Raw genomic sequence first — 17,764 nt, 5'->3', positions numbered from 1 at the left:
GCCGGCCGCAACCGACAGACCCCGCGCGCGGGCCGCCACCAACAGCCCCCCGTGCGGGCCACAACCGGTGGACCCCCGTGCGCGAGCCGCGACCGGCGGGTCCCATGCGCCGACCACGACCAACAAACCCCGCGCGCAGACCACAACCGACGAGTTCTCATGCGCCGGCCGCAACCGACAGACCCCGCGCGCAGACCACAACCGGCGGACTCCCATGCGCGAGCCGCAACCGGCGAATCCCATGCGCCGACCACAACCAACAAACCCCGCGCGCAGACCACAACCGGCGGACCCCCGTGCGCGAGCCGCAACCGGCGAATCCCATGCGCCGACCACAACCGACAGACCCCGCGCGCGGGCCACAACCGGCGGACTCCCATGCGCGAGCCGCGAGCGGTGGGTTCTCGTGGGTGGGCTTCGGCTGTTGGGGCTTCTCGCGTGCGGGAGTGGCTGGCCGGGTTCCCGTACAGGCGGGGTCCGGGTGGCTCGTGCAGGTGGCCGACAGTCGAGGCTCCCCGCCCGGTCGCCGGGTGGGGAGCCTCGTCGGTGGGGTGGTGCGGCTTCGCTCAGGGGTTGCGGATCGCCGGGCTGGCGGCGGCCGTGACGGTGCACACGAGCATGGCCGCGGCGACGCCGAGCAGGACGGTGGTGGTGCCGAAGGCGGCCAGCAGGAAGCCCGCGGCCAGCGCGCCCAGGGAGTTGGCGCCCCAGGAGGCCAGCATGACCGCGCTCATCGCCTTGCCGTGGATCTCGTCGGGGACCAGGTGCGCCATGTACGCGCCGGCGCCGACGTTGAGCGCCGCGCCCGTGAAGGACATCGCCGCGTACAGCGCCAGCAGGGCCCCGTACTGCGTGGTCAGGGCCACCGCGGGGACCAGGACCGTCCAGCTCAGCAGGGTGCCGAGCAGGATGTTCGGCAGCCGGATCCCGGTCAGCAGCTTGCCGGCCGAGAGCGCGCCGGCCACCCCGCCGAGCCCGGAGACCAGCCCGATCAGCCCGACCTGGGCCGCCGAGCCGCCGTGGTCCCGGATGACCACGAGCGGGGCCATGTTGACGATCTGGAACAGCAGGTTGGTGACCGCGACCACGCAGATCGCCGCGCGCAGGAACCGCTGGCCCCACAGCCACGACAGGCCCTGGCGCACCTCCGCCTTCCAGTCCCGCTCGCCCGGCCCGCGTTCCTCCTGGAAGGGCGCCCTGACCAGGCTGAGGTTGACGAGGGACAGCAGGTGCCCGGCCGCGACCACCCCGAACGGCAGCCAGCCCGCGACCGAGAACGCGGCACCGCCGACCGGCTGCCCGAGCAGGCCCGCCGCCCGTCCCCGCGCCTCGTTCTGGGCGAGCGCGGAGGACAGCCGGTCGGGGTGCACCACATTGCGGACCGCGGTGCGCTCGGCCAGCTGGTAGAAGATCGTCGCCGCGCCGTCCACGAAGGCGACCGCGAGGATGTGCGGCAGCCAGACCCGGCCGGCCAGGACCACGGCCACCACACTGGCCATCGCCGCCAGACCGATCACGTTGCAGACCAGCATCAGGCGGCGCCGGTCCCAGCGGTCGACCAGCACCCCGGCTGGCAGCTGGAGCACCAGCATGGGCAGCAGGCCGGCGAACGCGACCAGCCCGGCGTCGGCGGCCGTGCCGTCGCCCCACAGCACGAGCAGCGGGTAGGCGATGACCCCGGTGCGGGCGCCGAGCTGGGTGGCGCCCGCACCGGTCCACAGCAGCAGGAAGTCCCGGTTGCGCCGCAACGGCGGCGGCGCGCCGGCCTTGGCCGACGCGCCGCTGGGACTGATCCCGGTCACCACAGGGATGCCTTTTCGCTCCCGGTACGGCCCTCCCCGAGGGCCGCGCCCGCCACCCGGTCCTCCATGGGGGCGCCGTGGCACCATTCCAGGACCGCCATGGCGCTGTGCATCTTGTTCTCGGCCTGCTGGAAGGCGATGCTCATCGGGCCGTCCAGCACGTCCGCGGTGACCTCCTCGCCCCGGTGGGCGGGCAGGTCGTGCATGAACACCGCCTCCGGGCTGCCCCGCCACAGCTCCCGGGTGACCTGGAACGGTTGGAAGGTCCGCCGCCAGTCCGGGTCGGGCTTGGTGGTGCCGGTGGTCTGCCAGCGCGTGGTGTAGACGACGTCGAAGCCGCGGGGCGCGGGCTCCATCCGGTGGCTCTCGGCGACATGGGCCCCGCACCGCCGGGCGTGTCCCTGGGCGAGTTCCAGCAGGCGCGGGTCGAGCCCGTAGCCGGGCGGGGTGCGCAGCTGGAGTTCCACGCCGGGGGTGCGGCCCAGGGCGAGCGCCAGCGCCGAGGCGGTGTTGTTGCCCTCGCCGACGTAGAGCACCCGCAGTCCCTCGAGGGAGCCGAAGTGGCGCCGCAGGGTGGTGAGGTCGGCGAGCGCCTGGGTCGGGTGTTCCTCCTCGGTCATGGCGTTGACCACCGGCATCCGGTGCTGCCCGGCCCAGTCCGCCAGTTCCCCGGTGGGCCGGCCGGTGCGGGCGACGAGCAGGTCGAGCATGCCCGACAGCACCCGCCCGGTGTCCGAGGACGCCTCGCCGGTGTTGGTCTGGAGGTCCGACGGGCCGAAGGTGATGACGTGGGCGCCGAGCCGGAGCGCCGAGGACCAGAACGCGGTCCTGGTCCTGGTCGAGGTCATCCCGAAGTAGATGCCGACCACCTGGCCGGCCAGCGGCTCGTGGTGGACGGAGGTGCCCGCGGAGTGGGAGACGCCCCGGCGCACGATCCGCTCCAGGTCACCGTCGCCGAGGTCCTCCAGCGACACCAGCCTGCGGGCGCCGCTCATCGGGCCGCGGCCATCCGGCGGCGCAGGCTCGCCGGCCGCAGGTCGGTCCAGATCTTTCCGATGTGGGCCAGGCATTCGTCCTTGCCGCCCTCGGTGCCCTCCGGGTGCCAGCCGGCCGGCAGAGCCCGGTCGGCCCACCAGATCGAGTACTGCTCCTCGTCGTTGAGCACCACGAGATAGCGGCGGTCGTCGGCTTCCTCAGCGTGCATTTCCCACCTCCGGTGAACAAGGGACCCGTGCAGACACGGACCCTCCCGAGCTTCGGGAACCGGCCATAGCCGAGCCATATTCGCCAGATACACCGAGGCCGCGGCGGTGCGGTCGGCCGGATCCGGCCGACCGGTCCGCACGTATGGGACGGATATAGATGGCGCCCCTACCGTTCCGGACATGGATACGGGAACGGCGATGGTGCGGCTTGAGTCCGTGAGCAGAGGATTCGGCAAGCGGGACAACCGGGTCATCGCCCTCGACGAGGTGACGCTGGACTTTCCCGAAGGGGTCTTCACCGCGGTGATGGGACCCTCGGGCTCCGGCAAGTCGACCATGTTGCAGTGCGCGGCCGGCATCGACCGGGTCGACTCCGGGGAGGTCACGCTGGCCGGCACCCGGCTGCGCGGGCTGGGCGAGGCCGCGCTGACCAGGCTGAGACGACAGCATGTGGGCTTCGTCTTCCAGACGTTCAACCTCATTCCGTCGCTGACCGCGCGGCAGAACGTGGCGCTGCCGCTGATGCTCGCGGGGAAGAAACCCGCCCGCAAGGCGGTGGACGCCGCGCTGGACCGGCTGGGGCTGGGCGAGCGCAAGCAGCACCGCCCCGGCGAACTGTCCGGCGGCCAGCAGCAGCGGGTCGCGCTCGCGCGGGCGCTGCTGACCGGGCCGAAGGTGCTGTTCGCCGACGAGCCGACCGGGGCGCTGGACTCCAAGTCCTCCCGGCAGGTGATGCAGTTGCTGCGCGAACTGGTCGACACCACCGGGCAGACCATCATCATGGTCACCCATGACCCGGTCGCCGCCTCCTACGCCGACCAGATCGTCTTCCTGGCCGACGGCCGCCCGGCGGGCGTGCTGGAATCCCCCACCCCCGAACTGGCCGCGGCGCGGATCACGAAACTGGAGCAGTCATGGTGAGGCTTGCGCTCGCGACCGTGCGAGCCCGTGCCGTCTCGTTCGCGGGCGCGTTCCTCGCGCTGGCGCTGGGGGTCGGCATCATCGCGATGATGACCCTCGCCCTGTGGGCCGTGGGGACCACCGATCTGTCGGGGCCGCAGCGGTATGCCGCGGCCCCCGCCGTCGTGACCCAGCCCGTCACCTACAAGCTGACCGACGACGACGGCGATCCCCGGGAGTTCCCGATCGCCCGCCCGGGCGACCTGCCCGCGCGGACCGTGAGCGCGCTGGCCGCCACCGGCCGGACGGTCGAGGACCGTTCGTTCTCCGCCCGGCTGCCCGGCGGACCCGGCGACCAGGTCGGCCATCCGTGGTCGACGGCCGCCTTCACCCCGTACCGGCTCGCTTCCGGCCGGGCGCCGCGGGCCGCCGACGAGATCGTGGTCGGTGGCGGCGACGCCGCCCTGGTCGGCAAGCGGGTCGAGGTCGCCGTGGGCGGCACCTTCGCCGGCTACCGGGTCGTGGGGGTCACGGATCTGGTCTGGTTCGAGGATGCCGTGTTCTTCACCGACGCCGAGGCCAGGAGGCTCGCGCCCGGTGTCCGGGCCGTGGTGGCCTACGGCCCGCTCGACCGGGTGCGCTCGGCGGCCGGCCCGGCGAGCGTGCTGACCGGGGACGCCCGGCTGCTCGCCGAGGCCGACCAGGAGGGCGGCCGGGACCAGCTGAGGGACGCCGAGGGCATGGCGGGCACCTCGCTGATGATCGTGGCCTTCGTCGCGGTCTTCGTGGTGATCGCCACCTTCGCCTTCGTGGTCGACCAGCGCCGTCGTGAACTCGCCCTGTTCCGCACCATCGGGGCGACCCCCTGGCAGGTGCGGCGGATGGTGCTGCTGGAGGCGCTGCTGCTGGCCTCCGTCGCCTCCGCGCTGGGCTGTCTGGTGGGCGCCCGGTTCGCCGCGCTGCTGCGGGACTTCATGGTCGACAAGGACATCGCCCCGGCCTGGTACGAGATCGACGTCGTCTGGCCGCCCCTGCTCATCGCCTTCGCGGCCGGCCTGCTGTCCGCGATGCTCGGCACCGCCGCCGTGTCCTGGAAGGCGGGCCGGGTCAAACCCGCCGAGGCACTGCGCGAGGCCACCGGGAGCCGCCGGGCGCTGACCCCCGTCCGCCTGGTGCTCGGCGTCGCCCTGCTGGGACTCGGCCTGTACCGGAGCGTCTCGGCGGTGGACAGCCCGCTCACCGCGATGAGCATGCAGAACTACTTCCCGGTGCCCGTGCTGATCGTGGGCGGCTGCGCGCTGCTGACCCCGCTGCTGCTGCGCCCGGTGCTGTTCCTCGCCTCCTGGCCGCTGGGCAGGCTGGGCGCCGGCGCCATGATCGTGCGGGAGGGCGCGCTGTTCGCGGGCCGCCGCACCGCCTCGGTCGCGGCGCCGGTCGTGCTGGCGCTCGGCCTCGGCGGCGCGCTGCTCACCGCGCCGGTCGCCGCGGGTGACGCCGGTGCCGCGGGGCTGCGGGCCCAGGCGAGGGCGGACTTCACCATGGTCGCCGACGACGGCGCGACCATCGGCGCCGCCACCCGGGAGAAGGTGCTCGCCCTGCCCGGTGTCCGGGCCGCCGCGCTGACCCCCGGCGAGCTGCGCCTGTCCGGGGCGAAGGACCGCTACATCGGCACCCTGTCCAGCTGGGCGGTGGATCCGAAGGCGCTGGCCGCCACCCAGGACCTGAAGATCACCGAGGGTTCGCTGGACCGGTTCGGCGACCGGCAGCTGGTGCTCGACGAGGACACCGCGGCCGAGTTCGGCATCAAGGCCGGGGACGAGGTGAAGGCCGGGCTGCCCGACGGTACGGCGGTGAACCTGACGGTCGCGGCGCTGACGGGCCCCTCGGTGCTCGGCGAGACCGGCTATGTCTCCGCCGCCCACGCGGCCGGTGGCGAGCCGACCCGGATCGACGTCGAGGTCGGCCGGGGCGGCGACCGGGCCGCGGTCGCCGCGGCGCTGCGCGAGGCGGCGCGCGACCAGCCGGTCGAGGTCGCGCCGATGGCCGAGTTCCTGGACGAGGTGCGTGACGACCAGCAGGAGCAGGCCCGGCTCGCGACCCTGATCGTGTTCGCGCTCGCGCTGGGCTACGCGCTGCTCGCGATCGCCAACACCCTCGTGATGGCGGCCCCCGGCCGGCGCCGGGAGCTGGCGGCCCTCAACCTGACCGGCGCCACCCGCGGCGACACGCTGAAGTACGTCGCGGCGGAGACGGCGGTCGCGGCGGTGGCCGGGGGGATCCTCGGCGCGGTCGCGGCCGGGCTGGTGGTGGCCGGCCAGCGGGCCGCGCTGACCAAGCTGGCCGGCGGGTTCGCGTTCAGCGTGCCGTGGGGGGCCGTCATCGCCGTGGGCGCCGCCTGCGCGGCCGTCGCGGTGACGGTCGCGGTCGTCGCCACCCGCTTCTTCCTGCGGGGCAGGCTGCTGGACCTGGCCGGCAAGGGAGAGTAGGGCCGCGCGTCGAAGGGGCGGGATCCTTCAGGGATCCCGCCCCTTCCGCCTGCCGTGGCCTTCCCGGCCCTGAACCGGCCCGCTGATGCGCGAAGTCCGCTTCCTCAGACCCGGACCTCGCGGACGAGTCCCGCCAGGATCCCGCACAGGTCGGCGGCCGGATCGTCGATGAAGTAGTGGTCGCCCGCCACCTCGACGGCCTCGAAGCCGCCGATGGTGTGCGCCGCCCAGCGGCCCATCTCCGCCACCCCGCACCCGTGGTCGGCGGCGCCGGCGATGGCGGTGACCGGGCAGGTCACCTTGGCGCCGGGGCGGGGCGCGTAGGTCTCCGACATCGTCAGGTCCGCGGCCAGCGAGGGAGCCGCCAGCTGCCACAGCTCGGGGTCGGCCGCGGCCTGCCGGGCCGCCCCGCCCGAGCGCTCGGCCCAGGCCCGCAGCACGGCGTCCGCCCGGAATTCCCGCCCGCCCGGCCGGTGGTCGGCGGGCGCCTTGCGGGCGGAGACGAACAGCCGGACGACCGGGGACGGGAACCTGGGGAGCATCCGGCGGGCCACCTCGAAGCCGACCGTGGCGCCCAGGCTGTGCCCGAACAGCGCGACGGGAGGGCCGTCCAGGGCGGTCAGCTCGGTCGCGATCCGGTCGGCCAGCGCCTCCAGGTCCTCGACCGGGGCCTCGGCACGCCGGTCCTGGCGGCCCGGGTACTGCACGGCCACGACCTCGATCCCGGGCGGGAGCTGCTGTGCCAGCGCACGGTAGAGGCCCGCGCCGCCGCCTGCGTAGGGAAGGCAGACCAGGCGGACACGGGCCTCGGGCCGGGCGTGGAACGTACGGAACCAGCTCACCGTACGGCCGCCGGGACGACGGGCTCGGCCATGGCCACGGCTATCCGGCGCGGGCCGGTGAAGGGCTCCCGGCCGTGCGCCGCCAGCATGTTGTCGACCAGGAGCACGTCCCCGCGCCGCCAGTCGAACCTGCGGGAGGCCGTGCGGTAGCGGTCGCGCAGGTGGGCGATGACATCGTCGGGGATGGTGCCGCCGTCGCCGTAGTAGCTGTTGGCCGGCAGGCCGTCGTCCCCGAACAGCTCCAGCAGGCCCTCCCGGACGTCCGGCGGGAGGGTGCTGTTGTGGAAGAAGGTGATGTGGTTGAACCAGACGGACTCCCCCGTGACCGGATGCCGGTGGACGGCCCCGCGAACGCCCTCGGTGCGCAGCACGTCGCCGTCCGCCCAGGAGCAGCGCAGGTCGCGGGCCGCGCACAGGCGGGCGATCTCGTCGCGGTCCCCGGTGCCGAAGGAGATCCGCCAGTCGACGCCGAAGCGCGGCCGGTAGGTGCGCACGACCATCCAGCCGCGCTCCTCGAACTCCGCCCGGACCGCCGGATCGATCGAGCGGTATATCTCCCGGGTGTCGGCGAGCGGGGTCGCCCCCCGGGTGAGGGGCGGCTCGACGCAGGTGAAGAACAGCACGCCCGGCCAGGACGCCTGGTAGGAGTTCTCGTTGTGCAGGAAGATCTCCTCCTCGGGCGGATAGTCCGTGGAGGTGTAGATGTTGCCGTGCAGGGCGGTCCGCGGGGACGACTGCTCGGCGTACTCCAGCGGCGGGCCGGAGAAGGCGCGGACCACGTCGTCGACGCCGCGCAGCTGGTCGGGGCCGGTGGAGAAGCCCCGCAGCAGCACGGCGCCGTGGCGGGTCAGCCGGGCCCGCAGCTCGTCGCGGTGGAGCGCGGTGAACTCCGGCAGCGGCGGGGCGCCGGGTCCGCCCTCCACGAGGTGGGGCAGCAGGTCGCTCATGGGATCTCCGATTTCTTCGGGACGGACGGCCAGGTGAGCCGCATCTGCTCCTCGGCGGTGTGCTCGACGCGGTCCATCGCCCTGCGCAGCAGGGGCGGGGCCATGAGGGAGGTGACGATCGCGACGAGCACGATCGTGGTGTAGGCGGTGGCGTTGAGGACGCCGAGCCGTAGCCCGGTCATCGCGACGATGACCTCGATGACACCGCGGGCGTTCATGCCGGCGCCGCAGGCCAGTGCCTCCGCGGTGCCGAGGCCGCTGGCGGCGGCGCCCATCCAGGCGCCGAGGAACTTGCCGGCGACGGCCAGCAGCAGGATGCCGGCGGCCACCGCGGCGACCCCGGGGTCGGCCAGCGCGGTCAGGTCCATGCGCAGGCCGGCCAGGGCGAAGAACAGCGGCGCGAGGACGGTCAGGGTGACCGTGCGCAGCGGGGCCAGGGCCTCCGGGCGGGGGTTGACCGACGCGATCACGACCCCGCAGACGAACGCGCCGAACACGGCCTCGATGCCGAGGGCCTGGGTGGCCGCGCCGCCCAGCAGGACGATGACCACCACCGGTGCGATCGCCGGACCGCGCCGCAGCACGACGCGGGCGGCCGGCCGGAGCACGAACGCGGCGACCAGCAGCACGGCGGCGATCTCGGCCACCGAGCCCACCACCGTCCTGGCGCCGAGCCCGGTCGTGGCCATCGCGGAGACCACCGAGAGCATCAGCCAGCCGAAGACGTCGTCGATGACGGCCGCGGTCAGGGTCAGCTGGCCCACGTTGCGGTGCAGCAGGTTCATGTCCAGCAGCGTCTTGGCGATGACGGGGATCGCGCTCACGCACATCGCCACGCCGAGGAACAGCGCGACGACCGTCCGGTCCGCGCCGCCCGACAGCAGCGACAGCGGCAGCACGAAGCCCGCCGCCACCCCGAAGGCGAGCGGCACGAGCAGCCCGCCGAGGCTGATCTTCGCCGCGGTCGCCCCGCGGGTGCGCACCAGCCGCAGGTCCAGCTCGGCGCCGGAGAGGCCGACCAGCAGCAGGACACCGAACTGGCCGGTGGCGTCGAGCAGGTGCATCTGCTCGGTGCCGGGCCCGTGCCAGACGCCGAGGGCGCCGAGCACCGACGGGCCGAGCAGCACCCCGGCGCACAGCTCACCGGCGATCGCGGGCAGGTTCACCCGCCGGGCCAGCCTGCCGAGCACCAGCGCGGTGCCCAGCAGCAGGCCCGCCTGGAGCAGAAACGTCAGCAGCCGGTCCGCCGGAAGCGGCACCACCGGATTCGCGGCTGTCACCATGGGGCCGAGTGCTATCACCATGGGGCCGAGCGTCGAATCGGATCCGATAAGGCGCCCATATTGCCGCTATACCCGTCCGATCTTTTGACCGGGGGTCGTTTTGCTATAGGCCGCTGATAGCCGGGCCGCGCAGGCTCTTCGGCATGGAATACCAACGGCGGCTTCCGCTCTCCATGGCGCAGCAGGGCGTCTGGTTCGCCCATCAGCTGGACCCTTCGGGCCGGCGCTACAACTGCGGTGAGTGCATCGACATCCGCGGTGACCTGGACCCCGAGGCGCTCCGGCGGGCCTGGGCGCGGTTGTGTTCCGAGGCCGAGGTGCTGCGGGTGACCTCGGTCGGCGAGGACGGCGAGGGGCTGCGGCAATACGTGTCCGCGGCCCCGCCGAAAACGCCTCCCCTGGTCGATCTGCGCGACAGCGCCGACCCGGAGGAGGCCGCCCGGAAATGGATGGACGCCGATCTGGCGACGTCCGTGGATCTGGAGAAAGGGCCGTTGTCGCACGCGGCCGTTTTCCTGCTCGGTCCGGCACGGCTGCTGTTCTACTACAGAATTCACCACATTCTCGTGGACGCCTACGGAGTGCATCTGCTGCGCCGCCGGCTCGGCGAACTGTGCGGCGCGCGGCCCGGCCCGGCCGGCTTCGAGCCGTTGCACACGCTCGCCGAGGAGGAGGCGGGCTACCGCGCCTCGCCCCGGTTCGAGGCCGACCGCGCCTACTGGACCGCCCGCTTCGCCGACCGCCCGGACCCCGTGCTGCTGCCGGGCGCCGCCCCCACCGGCGACCGGCCGCCGCGCCTGCGCCGGGAGGATCCGCTGCCCGAGGCCGGACGCGCCGTGCTGGACCGGGCCGCGCAGGAGACCGGCACCACCTGGCAGACCCTCCTCGTCGCCGCGACCGCCGCGTACGTGCGGCGACTGACCGGGCGCACCGACGTGATCCTCGGCCTGCCGGTCTCCGGCCGGCGGAGCCCCGGCACGCGCCGGGTGCCCGGGATGGCCACGGGCACGGTCGCGCTGCGCTTCGACGTCCCGCTGGAGGCGAGCCTCGCCGATCTGGTGCCCGTGGTGGCGGCCGAGATCGGCACCGCGCTGCGGCACGAGCGCTACCGGCACGAGGACCTGTGCCGCGAACTGGGCGTCACCGGGCGGGAGGGCGGCCTGCTCGGGACCCTGGTCAACTTCATGCCGTACGAGCGCGACCTGGACTTCGGCGGCGCCACCGGCCGGGTGACGAACCTGGCCTCCGGCCCGGCCCCGGACCTGACCGTGGCGGTCAGCGGCCGTTCGGACGGCTCGCCGGGCGCGCTGCTCTTCGACGCCGACCCCGGCCTGCACGACGCCACCGGGCTGGCCGCGCACGCGGCGCGGCTGACCGCGTTCGTCCTGCGGGCGGCGGACTCGGTGCGCACGCCGATCGGCGAGCTGGACCTGCTCACCCCGGACGAGCGGACGGCCCTGCTGCCGGTCCGGGCGCCCTCCCCGGCGTACGGGGGTGACGTGCCCGGGCTCGTCGCCGGCCGCCCGGCCGGGGCGCCGGCCCTGGAGTACGGGGACACCACGCTGACCTACGGCGAACTCAACGCGCGGGCCGACGCGCTGGCCGCCCGGCTGCGCGAGCGGGGGGCGCGGGAGGGCACGACGGTCGCGCTGCTGATGCCGCGCACGGCCGGCCTGGTCGTGGCGATGCTCGCCTGCCTGCGGGCCGGTGCCGCCTATGTGCCGGTCGACCCCGGATACCCGCGGGAGCGGATCGACCACCTGCTGGCGGACGCCGCCCCGGTGTGCGTCCTCACCGAGGAGGGCCCCACCGGGTTACCGGGGGGCGGGTTCGGCCGGCCCGACCCGGACTCGGCCGCGTACCTCGTCTACACCTCGGGCTCGACCGGCCTGCCCAAGGGCGTGGTCGTCCCGCACGGCGCGCTCGCCAACCTCGCCCTCGACCACGCCGGACGGTTCGGGCTCGGGCCGGGCAGCCGGGTGCTCCAGTACCTCTCGCCCGGTTTCGACGCCGCGGTGGGCGACATCTGGCCCGCCCTGATCTCCGGTGCCACGCTGGTGCTCGCGCCGGACACCTCGGCCCTGGCACCGGACGACCTCGCGGAGCTGCTGCGGGACGCCCGTATCACCCATCTGGCGCTGCCCACCGCCGTCCTGGCCGGTCTGCCCGCCCGGGAACTGCCCGACCTGGACGTGCTGATCGTCGGCGGGGAGGCCGTGGACGAGGCGCTCGTGGCCCGCTGGGCGCCGGGCCGCCGCATGTTCAACATGTACGGGCCGACCGAGGCGACCGTGGCGGCGACCGGCAGCGGCCCGCTGGGCGGCGAGGGCCGGCCGCCGATCGGCCGCCCCATCGCCGGGGCGCGGGTCTACGTGCTGGACGAGCGGCTCGAGCCGGTCCCCGCCGGCTGCCCCGGCGAGCTGTACATCGCGGGCGCCGGAGTGGCGCGCGGCTACCACGGCCGCCCGGAGCTGACCGCGGACCGTTTCCTGCCCTGCCCGTACGGCCCGGACGGCGACCGCATGTACCGGACCGGGGACCGCGTCCGGTGGCGGCCGGACGGGCAGCTGGAGTATCTCGGCCGCGGGGACGGGCAGTTCAAGCTGCGCGGGCTGCGGATCGAGGCGGGCGAGGTCGAGGCCGCGCTGAGCCGGCACCCCGGCGTCCGCGCGGCGGCCGTGGCCGTCCGGGAGGACCGTCCCGGCGCCCGGCGCCTGGTCGGCTATCTGGTCCCGGCCGGGCCGCTCGACCCCGCCGAGGTCCGGGAGGTGGCCCGGCGGATCCTGCCCGAGGCCATGGTGCCCGCCGCGCTCGTCGTGCTCGACGCCCTTCCCCTGACCCCGCACGGCAAGCTCGACCGCCGCGCGCTGCCCGCCCCGCCCGAGGGGCGCGCGGACGACACGGACCTGCCCGGCTCCCCGGCCGAGGAGACGCTCCGCGCGCTCTTCGCCGAGGTCCTGGGGCTGGACCGGGTGGGCGCCCATGCCTCCTTCTTCGACCGGGGCGGCGACAGCATCATGGCGCTGCAGTTGGTCAGCCGCGCCCGCAAGGCCGGGCTGGAACTCACCTCGCGCGAGGTGTTCCTGCACCCGACGGCCGCCGGACTGGCGGGCATCGCAAGGCCGTTGGCCGACGAAGGGGCCGCCGAGCCCGACGGCGCGGGCAGCGGCGAGGTGCCGCTCACCCCGATCGTGGCCTGGCTCGCCGGACAGGACACCCCCAACTCGCGCTTCAGCCAGTCGGTGACGGTCCGGACACCGGCGGGCACCACGTCCGACGCCCTGTCCGACGGCCTGCGCACCCTCATCGACCACCACGACGCACTGCGCCTGCGGCTGCGCGAGACAGGACGCCTGGAGGTGAGACCGCCGGGCACGGTCGCCCCCGAGCTGACCGTCGTAACGGAAACGACCGGCGTGGCCGAACCAGTCGGCGTACCGGGGCGGGCCGTCGTACCCGCACCGGCCGTCGTACCGGCACCGGCCGGCGCCGCCGAACCAGCCGTCGCGCCGGGACCGACCGGCGTCACCGAACCATCCGTCGCGCCGGGGCGGGCCGTCGCACCCGGGCCGACCGGCGTCCCCACACCGGTCGGCATACCCGAACCGACCGACCTCACCGAAGCAACCGTCGTACCGGAACCGACCGTCGTACCCGAGCCTGGACGGGAAGACATCTGGCGTTCGGGTGCCCGGGACCGGCTCGACCCGGCGCAGGGGGTCCTGCACCAGGCCGTCTGGTGTCCCGGCGGGCCCGGCGCGCCCGGTCTGCTCCAGCTGACCCTGCATCACCTGGCCGTGGACGGCGTGTCCTGGCGGGTGCTGCTCCAGGACCTCGCCTCGGCGATGACCGGCGCCCCGCTGCCCGCGGTGGGCACCTCGCTGCGCACCTGGGCCCACCGGCTCACCGCCGCCGCCCCGGAGCGGGCCGGCGAGCTCGCGATGTGGGAGGGGATCGCGCGCACCGCCGACCCGGGGGCCGGAGCCGGCGCCCTGGACCCGGCCGCCGACCTGTTCGCCACCGCCCGCAGTGTGACGGTGACCCTCTCCCCCGGGACGACCCGGGCGCTGCTCACCGAGGTGCCCGCCGCGTTCCGCGCCGGAGTCACCGACGTGCTGCTGACCGGGCTGGCGCTGGCCTACCGCCGCTGGCGCGGCGCGGACGGCGCGGTGCTGTGCGAGCTGGAGGGGCACGGCAGGGAGGACGTCTTCCCCGGCGTCCGGCTGGACCGCACCGTCGGCTGGTTCACCAGCATGTACCCGGCCCGCCTGGACCCGGGCGAGGTCGCCTGGCCGGAGGTGGCCGCGGCGGGCCCGGCAGTGGGCGACGCGCTCAAGCGGGTCAAGGAGCAGATGCGCGCGCTGCCCGACCACGGCCTCGGCTACGGCATGCTGCGCCACCTCCACGAGCCGTCCCGGGCCCGGCTGTCGGCGCTGCCCACGCCCCGGCTCGGCTTCAACTACCTGGGCCGCTTCTCCTCGGGACAGGGCGCCGACTGGGAGCTGACCGACGGGGGTCTCCACGCCGACGCCGACCCGCGGATGCCGTTCGCGCACGAGCTGGAGATCCTCGCGGCCACCTTCGACGGCCCGTCCGGCCCGGAGCTGACCCTCACCGTCCACTGGCCGCGACGGCTCTTCCCGGACGAGCGGATCACCGAGCTGACCGCCCTGTTGCGCACGGCCCTGGAGGGCCTGGCCCGGCACGGCCGGGGTGCCGGGGCGGGCGGGCTCACCCCGTCCGACGTGCCGCTGGTCGAGCTGTCCCAGGACGAGATCGACGAGCTGGCCGGGCAGTACGGGCCGCTCGCCGACCTGCTGCCGCTCTCCCCGCTGCAAGAAGGTTTCCTCGTCCACAGCATGCGGACGGAGCACACGCTCGACGTCTACGCGGCCCAGCTCGCCGTCGACCTCGAAGGAGCCCTCGACGCCGCGCGGATGAGGGCCGCCGCCGAGGCCGTCCTGGACCGGCACGCCAACCTGCGCGCCGCCTTCCACTACGGCGACCTGGACGAGCCGGTCCAGGTCCTGCCGGCCCGGGTCGCACTGCCCTGGCGGGAGACGGACCTGACCGGCGGCCCCGACCCGGAGGCCCAGGCCGCACGGCTGGCCGCCGCGGACCGCCGCGCCCGGTTCGACCCGGCGAAGCCGCCACTGCTGCGGTTCCTCCTGCTCCGGCTCGGCACCCGGCGGTACCGGCTGGTGCTGACCGTCCACCACATCCTGTGGGACGGCTGGTCCACCTCGGTGCTCGTGCGGGAACTGTTCGCCCTGTACGCGGGGAGCCGGCTCGCGCCCGTCACGCCGTACGGGCGGTACGCGGCCTGGCTCGCCGGCCGGGACCGGGACGCGGCGGAGGAGGCCTGGCGCGAGGCGCTGGCCGGCCTGCCCGGTCCGACCCTCGTCGGCGCCACGGGCCGTACCGAGGTGCCGCACGAACTCGTCGTGCGCGAGCTGGACGAGGCCACCACCCGGGCACTGACGGCGCGTACCGCGGCGCACGGGCTGACGCTGAACACCGTCGTCCAGGGCGCCTGGGCCGTGGTGCTGGGCGGGCTGACCGGCGGCCACGACGTGGTCTTCGGGTCCTCGGTGTCCGGCCGGCCGCCCGAACTGCCCGGTGTCGAGGGCATGGTCGGGCTGTTCACCAACACCGTCCCGGTGCGGGTACGGCTGGCCCCGGACGAGCCGTTCCTCGGCGCGCTGCACCGCCTCCAGCGGGAGCAGGCCGCGCTGCAACCGCACGACCACCTGGGCCTGGCCGAGATCCAGCGGGCGGCCGGCCTGCGCACCCTGTTCGACACCACGACGCTGTTCGTGAACTACCCGATGGACCCGTCCGCGTGGGCGGCGGCCCTCGGCGGGCGGCTGCGGATGCGCGCGTTCACGGCCGCGGACGACACCCACTTCCCGCTCCGGCTGGCGGTCGTCCCGGGCGAGCGGCTGTCGCTGCGGCTCGGGCACCGCCCCGACGCCTTCACCCCGGGTGAGGCGCGGCGGCTGGCCGCGCGCTGCGCCCGGGTGCTCGAAGCGGTCGCGCTCGGCCGGGACCCGCTGGTCCGTGATCTGTCCGAACCCGTTCAGGAAGGAACGTCATGACCGAGGACCACGTATTCACCCTCACCGAGGCGGAGAGGGAGCGGACCGGGGCCGTCGCCGATGCGCTCGCCGAGGTGGAACCGCGCCTGGTCGACGACCGGAGCTGGCTGGACGCCTGCCGCGGGATGTCCGAGGAACTCCCGGAGCGGCTGCGCCGCAGACTGCGGGCGTTCCGGCACGACCCGCGGGCGGACGGCATGCTGCTGGTCCGCAACCTGCCGTCGGCGCCGGCGCTCGCCCCCACCCCGACCGTCCAGGAGTCGGTCGAGCGCGCGGCCACCCCGGCCGCCGGGACCATCGCCCTGGTCTCCTCGCAGCTCGGCGAGGTCATCGCCTACCGGGACGAGAAGAGCGGCGCCCTGGTGCAGAACGTCGTCCCCGTGGCCGGGCGCGAGGAGCAGCAGAGCAACGCCGGTTCGGTCCCGCTGGAACTGCACGTGGAGAACGCCTTCCACCCGTACCGGCCGGACATGGTCGCGCTGCTGTGCCTGCGCCCCGACCACGACGGCGGCGCCGGTCTGCGGGTCGCCTCGATCCGCCGGGCGGTCGCGCTGCTGCCGCACGACGTGCGCAAGGTGCTCGGCGAGGAACGGTTCCGCACCGAGGTCCCGCCGTCCTTCGGCGGCCCCGGCGGCCAGGCCCCGCCGCACCCGGTGCTGTACGGCGACTTCGACGACCCCGACGTCCGGGTGGACTTCCACGCCACCCACCCCGAGGACGAGCAGGCCGCCGAGGCGATGACGGTCCTGCGGGCCGCCCTGGACACCGTCACCCGCGCCGTCTACCTGCGCCCGGGTGACCTCGCGATCGTGGACAACCGGGTCACCCTGCACGGCAGGACCCACTTCACCCCGCGCTACGACGGCGAGGACCGCTGGCTGCACCGGACCTTCATCCACCTCGACCACCGCAGGTCCCGCGCCCTGCGCGCCGACAACGGGCAGGTGCTGTCGTGAGACGGCTCGTGCCGGCCGTCACGGCCCTGTTGCTGGTGGGGCTGGTCTCCTCGGTGCCGGCCGTCGCCGCGAAGGAGGCCGGGCCGCGGCGGGCCGCCGGGCCCGAGGTGGTCGTGATCGGCACCGGCGGCACCATCACCGGCGTCGCCGAGGACCGGGCCGGCTTCGAGGACTACGACGGCAGCGCGCTGCCCATCGCGGACATCGTCTCCGGTCTGCGCCCGGAGCTGGACGAGGTGGCACGGGTCACCACCCGGGAAGGGCCGGAGCGGACCGCGATGACCGACTACTACGACCTGGCCCGGCAGGTCGACCGGGCGCTGCGCACGGCGGACGCGGTCGTGGTCACGGCGGGCACCAAGTCGCTTGAGGAACTGGCGTACTTCCTCGACCTGACCGTGCGCAGCCCCAAGCCGGTGGTCGTGACCGGATCCATGCGGCCGTCCAACGTGTTCGGCGCGGACGGCCCCGCCAACCTCTACGACGCCGTGGTGCTGGCCGCGAGCGCGCGCACCCGGTGCTTCGGCACGGTCGTCGCGTTCGGCAACGAGATCCTCGCCGCCCGCGAGGCCACCAAGACCACCACCCTCAGGCCCGGCGCCTTCCAGGCCGGACAGGCGGGGGTGCTCGGCACCGTCGACGGCGACCGGATCCGGCTGCTGCGGGCGCCCGCCCGGGTCCAGCGGTGCGGAGAGGACAGCTGGCGCACACCGTTCGACCTGGACCGGATCCGGCGGGAGGAGCTGCCCCGCACCGAGATCGTCGCCTCCTACCCGGACGCCGGCGGCGAGGCGATCACCGCGTTCGCCGACGCGGGCGTCAAGGGCGTCGTCGTCGCGGGCGACCCCTCGCCCGGCGAGGCCGGCGCGCTGCGCGGGGTGCTCGGCAAGGGCGTGACGGTCGTGGCCGCGGCCCGGACCGGCGGCGGCGCCGTGTACGACGCCCACGCACCCGGTGTCCTGCCCGCCGAGGACCTGCTGCCGCAGAAGGCCCGGATCCTGCTGCTGCTCACGCTCGCCACGACCCGCGATCCCGCGGCCGTCGCCGAACGGTTCGCCCGCTACGGCGTCCCGCAGTTCACCTCCTGACCCGCTCCCGGCCCCGGGCGCACCCGGCTTCCCGGCGCGTACGAGCTGCCTGCGCTACCGCACTCCCAGCACGCCCGAACTACCGGCGCCTCCAGCACTCCCGGCGCACCCGTACTTCCGGCGCCTCCCGCACTCCCAGCACGCGAGCTCCCGATAC

The 17,764-nt window shown here is 74.8% G+C and carries 11 protein-coding genes; 5 read left to right on the top strand and 6 right to left on the bottom strand.

Features of this window, described 5'->3' with window-relative positions; genetic code table 11:
• Nucleotides 1-566 precede the first annotated feature (566 nt).
• From HB370_RS25830 to HB370_RS25820, 3 genes are read right to left on the bottom strand one after another with little or no spacing between them, the layout of a single operon-like run.
• Entirely contained in the window at nucleotides 567-1,802 is a 1,236-nt protein-coding gene (locus HB370_RS25830) for an MFS transporter (RefSeq protein ID WP_157855547.1), read from the bottom strand.
• Nucleotides 1,799-2,797, bottom strand: a complete 999-nt coding sequence (locus HB370_RS25825) for an ornithine carbamoyltransferase (RefSeq protein WP_051815471.1) — start codon at nucleotides 2,795-2,797, stop codon at nucleotides 1,799-1,801. The genes HB370_RS25830 and HB370_RS25825 overlap by 4 nt, the downstream gene beginning before the upstream one ends.
• Complete coding sequence (locus tag HB370_RS25820; RefSeq protein ID WP_030778869.1) at nucleotides 2,794-3,006, bottom strand: MbtH family NRPS accessory protein; 213 nt, start codon at nucleotides 3,004-3,006, stop codon at nucleotides 2,794-2,796. The genes HB370_RS25825 and HB370_RS25820 overlap by 4 nt, the downstream gene beginning before the upstream one ends.
• 181 nt (nucleotides 3,007-3,187) lie before the next feature.
• On the opposite strand from HB370_RS25820, the gene HB370_RS25815 reads away from it, so the two are divergent.
• Together HB370_RS25815 and HB370_RS25810 are read left to right on the top strand one after the other, a co-directional pair.
• On the top strand, nucleotides 3,188-3,928 hold the full coding sequence (locus HB370_RS25815) for an ABC transporter ATP-binding protein (RefSeq protein ID WP_030778867.1): 741 nt from the start codon (nucleotides 3,188-3,190) through the stop codon (nucleotides 3,926-3,928).
• Complete coding sequence (locus HB370_RS25810; protein WP_030778865.1) at nucleotides 3,922-6,393, top strand: ABC transporter permease; 2,472 nt, start codon at nucleotides 3,922-3,924, stop codon at nucleotides 6,391-6,393. Before HB370_RS25815 ends, HB370_RS25810 begins: the two co-directional genes overlap by 7 nt.
• Before the next feature lie 104 nt (nucleotides 6,394-6,497).
• Here the strand turns inward: HB370_RS25810 and HB370_RS25805 are convergent, their stop codons facing one another.
• The 3 genes from HB370_RS25805 to HB370_RS25795 are packed head-to-tail and all read right to left on the bottom strand — an operon-like array spanning nucleotide 6,498 to nucleotide 9,486.
• On the bottom strand, nucleotides 6,498-7,235 hold the full coding sequence (locus tag HB370_RS25805; RefSeq protein ID WP_030778863.1) for an alpha/beta fold hydrolase: 738 nt from the start codon (nucleotides 7,233-7,235) through the stop codon (nucleotides 6,498-6,500).
• Nucleotides 7,232-8,182: a TauD/TfdA family dioxygenase gene (locus HB370_RS25800; protein WP_030778860.1), complete on the bottom strand. Its 951-nt coding sequence runs from the start codon at nucleotides 8,180-8,182 to the stop codon at nucleotides 7,232-7,234. Before HB370_RS25800 ends, HB370_RS25805 begins: the two co-directional genes overlap by 4 nt.
• On the bottom strand, nucleotides 8,179-9,486 hold the full coding sequence (locus HB370_RS25795) for a cation:proton antiporter (RefSeq protein WP_106980604.1): 1,308 nt from the start codon (nucleotides 9,484-9,486) through the stop codon (nucleotides 8,179-8,181). Before HB370_RS25795 ends, HB370_RS25800 begins: the two co-directional genes overlap by 4 nt.
• A 122-nt stretch (nucleotides 9,487-9,608) precedes the next feature.
• On the opposite strand from HB370_RS25795, the gene HB370_RS25790 reads away from it, so the two are divergent.
• The 3 genes from HB370_RS25790 to HB370_RS25780 are packed head-to-tail and all read left to right on the top strand — an operon-like array spanning nucleotide 9,609 to nucleotide 17,607.
• Nucleotides 9,609-15,563, top strand: coding sequence for a non-ribosomal peptide synthetase (locus HB370_RS25790; protein ID WP_078637415.1), 5,955 nt, complete (start codon nucleotides 9,609-9,611; stop codon nucleotides 15,561-15,563).
• On the top strand, nucleotides 15,560-16,519 hold the full coding sequence (locus tag HB370_RS25785) for a TauD/TfdA family dioxygenase (RefSeq protein WP_030778853.1): 960 nt from the start codon (nucleotides 15,560-15,562) through the stop codon (nucleotides 16,517-16,519). Before HB370_RS25790 ends, HB370_RS25785 begins: the two co-directional genes overlap by 4 nt.
• Nucleotides 16,516-17,607, top strand: coding sequence for an asparaginase (locus HB370_RS25780; protein WP_051815467.1), 1,092 nt, complete (start codon nucleotides 16,516-16,518; stop codon nucleotides 17,605-17,607). The genes HB370_RS25785 and HB370_RS25780 overlap by 4 nt, the downstream gene beginning before the upstream one ends.
• Nucleotides 17,608-17,764 lie beyond the last annotated feature (157 nt).

Source organism: Streptomyces sp. DSM 40868 (genome assembly GCF_011820545.1).
In the GTDB taxonomy this organism is placed as follows: domain Bacteria; phylum Actinomycetota; class Actinomycetes; order Streptomycetales; family Streptomycetaceae; genus Streptomyces; species Streptomyces eurythermus.
Note: the sequence above shows the minus strand (reverse complement) of the source record. Positions and strands in the feature narration are given on the sequence as shown.

Coding starts and splice junctions, on each gene's coding strand:
- HB370_RS25795 (WP_106980604.1), bottom strand. CDS start 9,486: ATGGTGATAGCACTCGGCCCCATGGTGACAGCCGCGAATCCGGTGGTG.
- HB370_RS25820 (WP_030778869.1), bottom strand. CDS start 3,006: ATGCACGCTGAGGAAGCCGACGACCGCCGCTATCTCGTGGTGCTCAAC.
- HB370_RS25790 (WP_078637415.1), top strand. CDS start 9,609: ATGGAATACCAACGGCGGCTTCCGCTCTCCATGGCGCAGCAGGGCGTC.
- HB370_RS25825 (WP_051815471.1), bottom strand. CDS start 2,797: ATGAGCGGCGCCCGCAGGCTGGTGTCGCTGGAGGACCTCGGCGACGGT.
- HB370_RS25810 (WP_030778865.1), top strand. CDS start 3,922: ATGGTGAGGCTTGCGCTCGCGACCGTGCGAGCCCGTGCCGTCTCGTTC.
- HB370_RS25815 (WP_030778867.1), top strand. CDS start 3,188: ATGGATACGGGAACGGCGATGGTGCGGCTTGAGTCCGTGAGCAGAGGA.
- HB370_RS25800 (WP_030778860.1), bottom strand. CDS start 8,182: ATGAGCGACCTGCTGCCCCACCTCGTGGAGGGCGGACCCGGCGCCCCG.
- HB370_RS25785 (WP_030778853.1), top strand. CDS start 15,560: ATGACCGAGGACCACGTATTCACCCTCACCGAGGCGGAGAGGGAGCGG.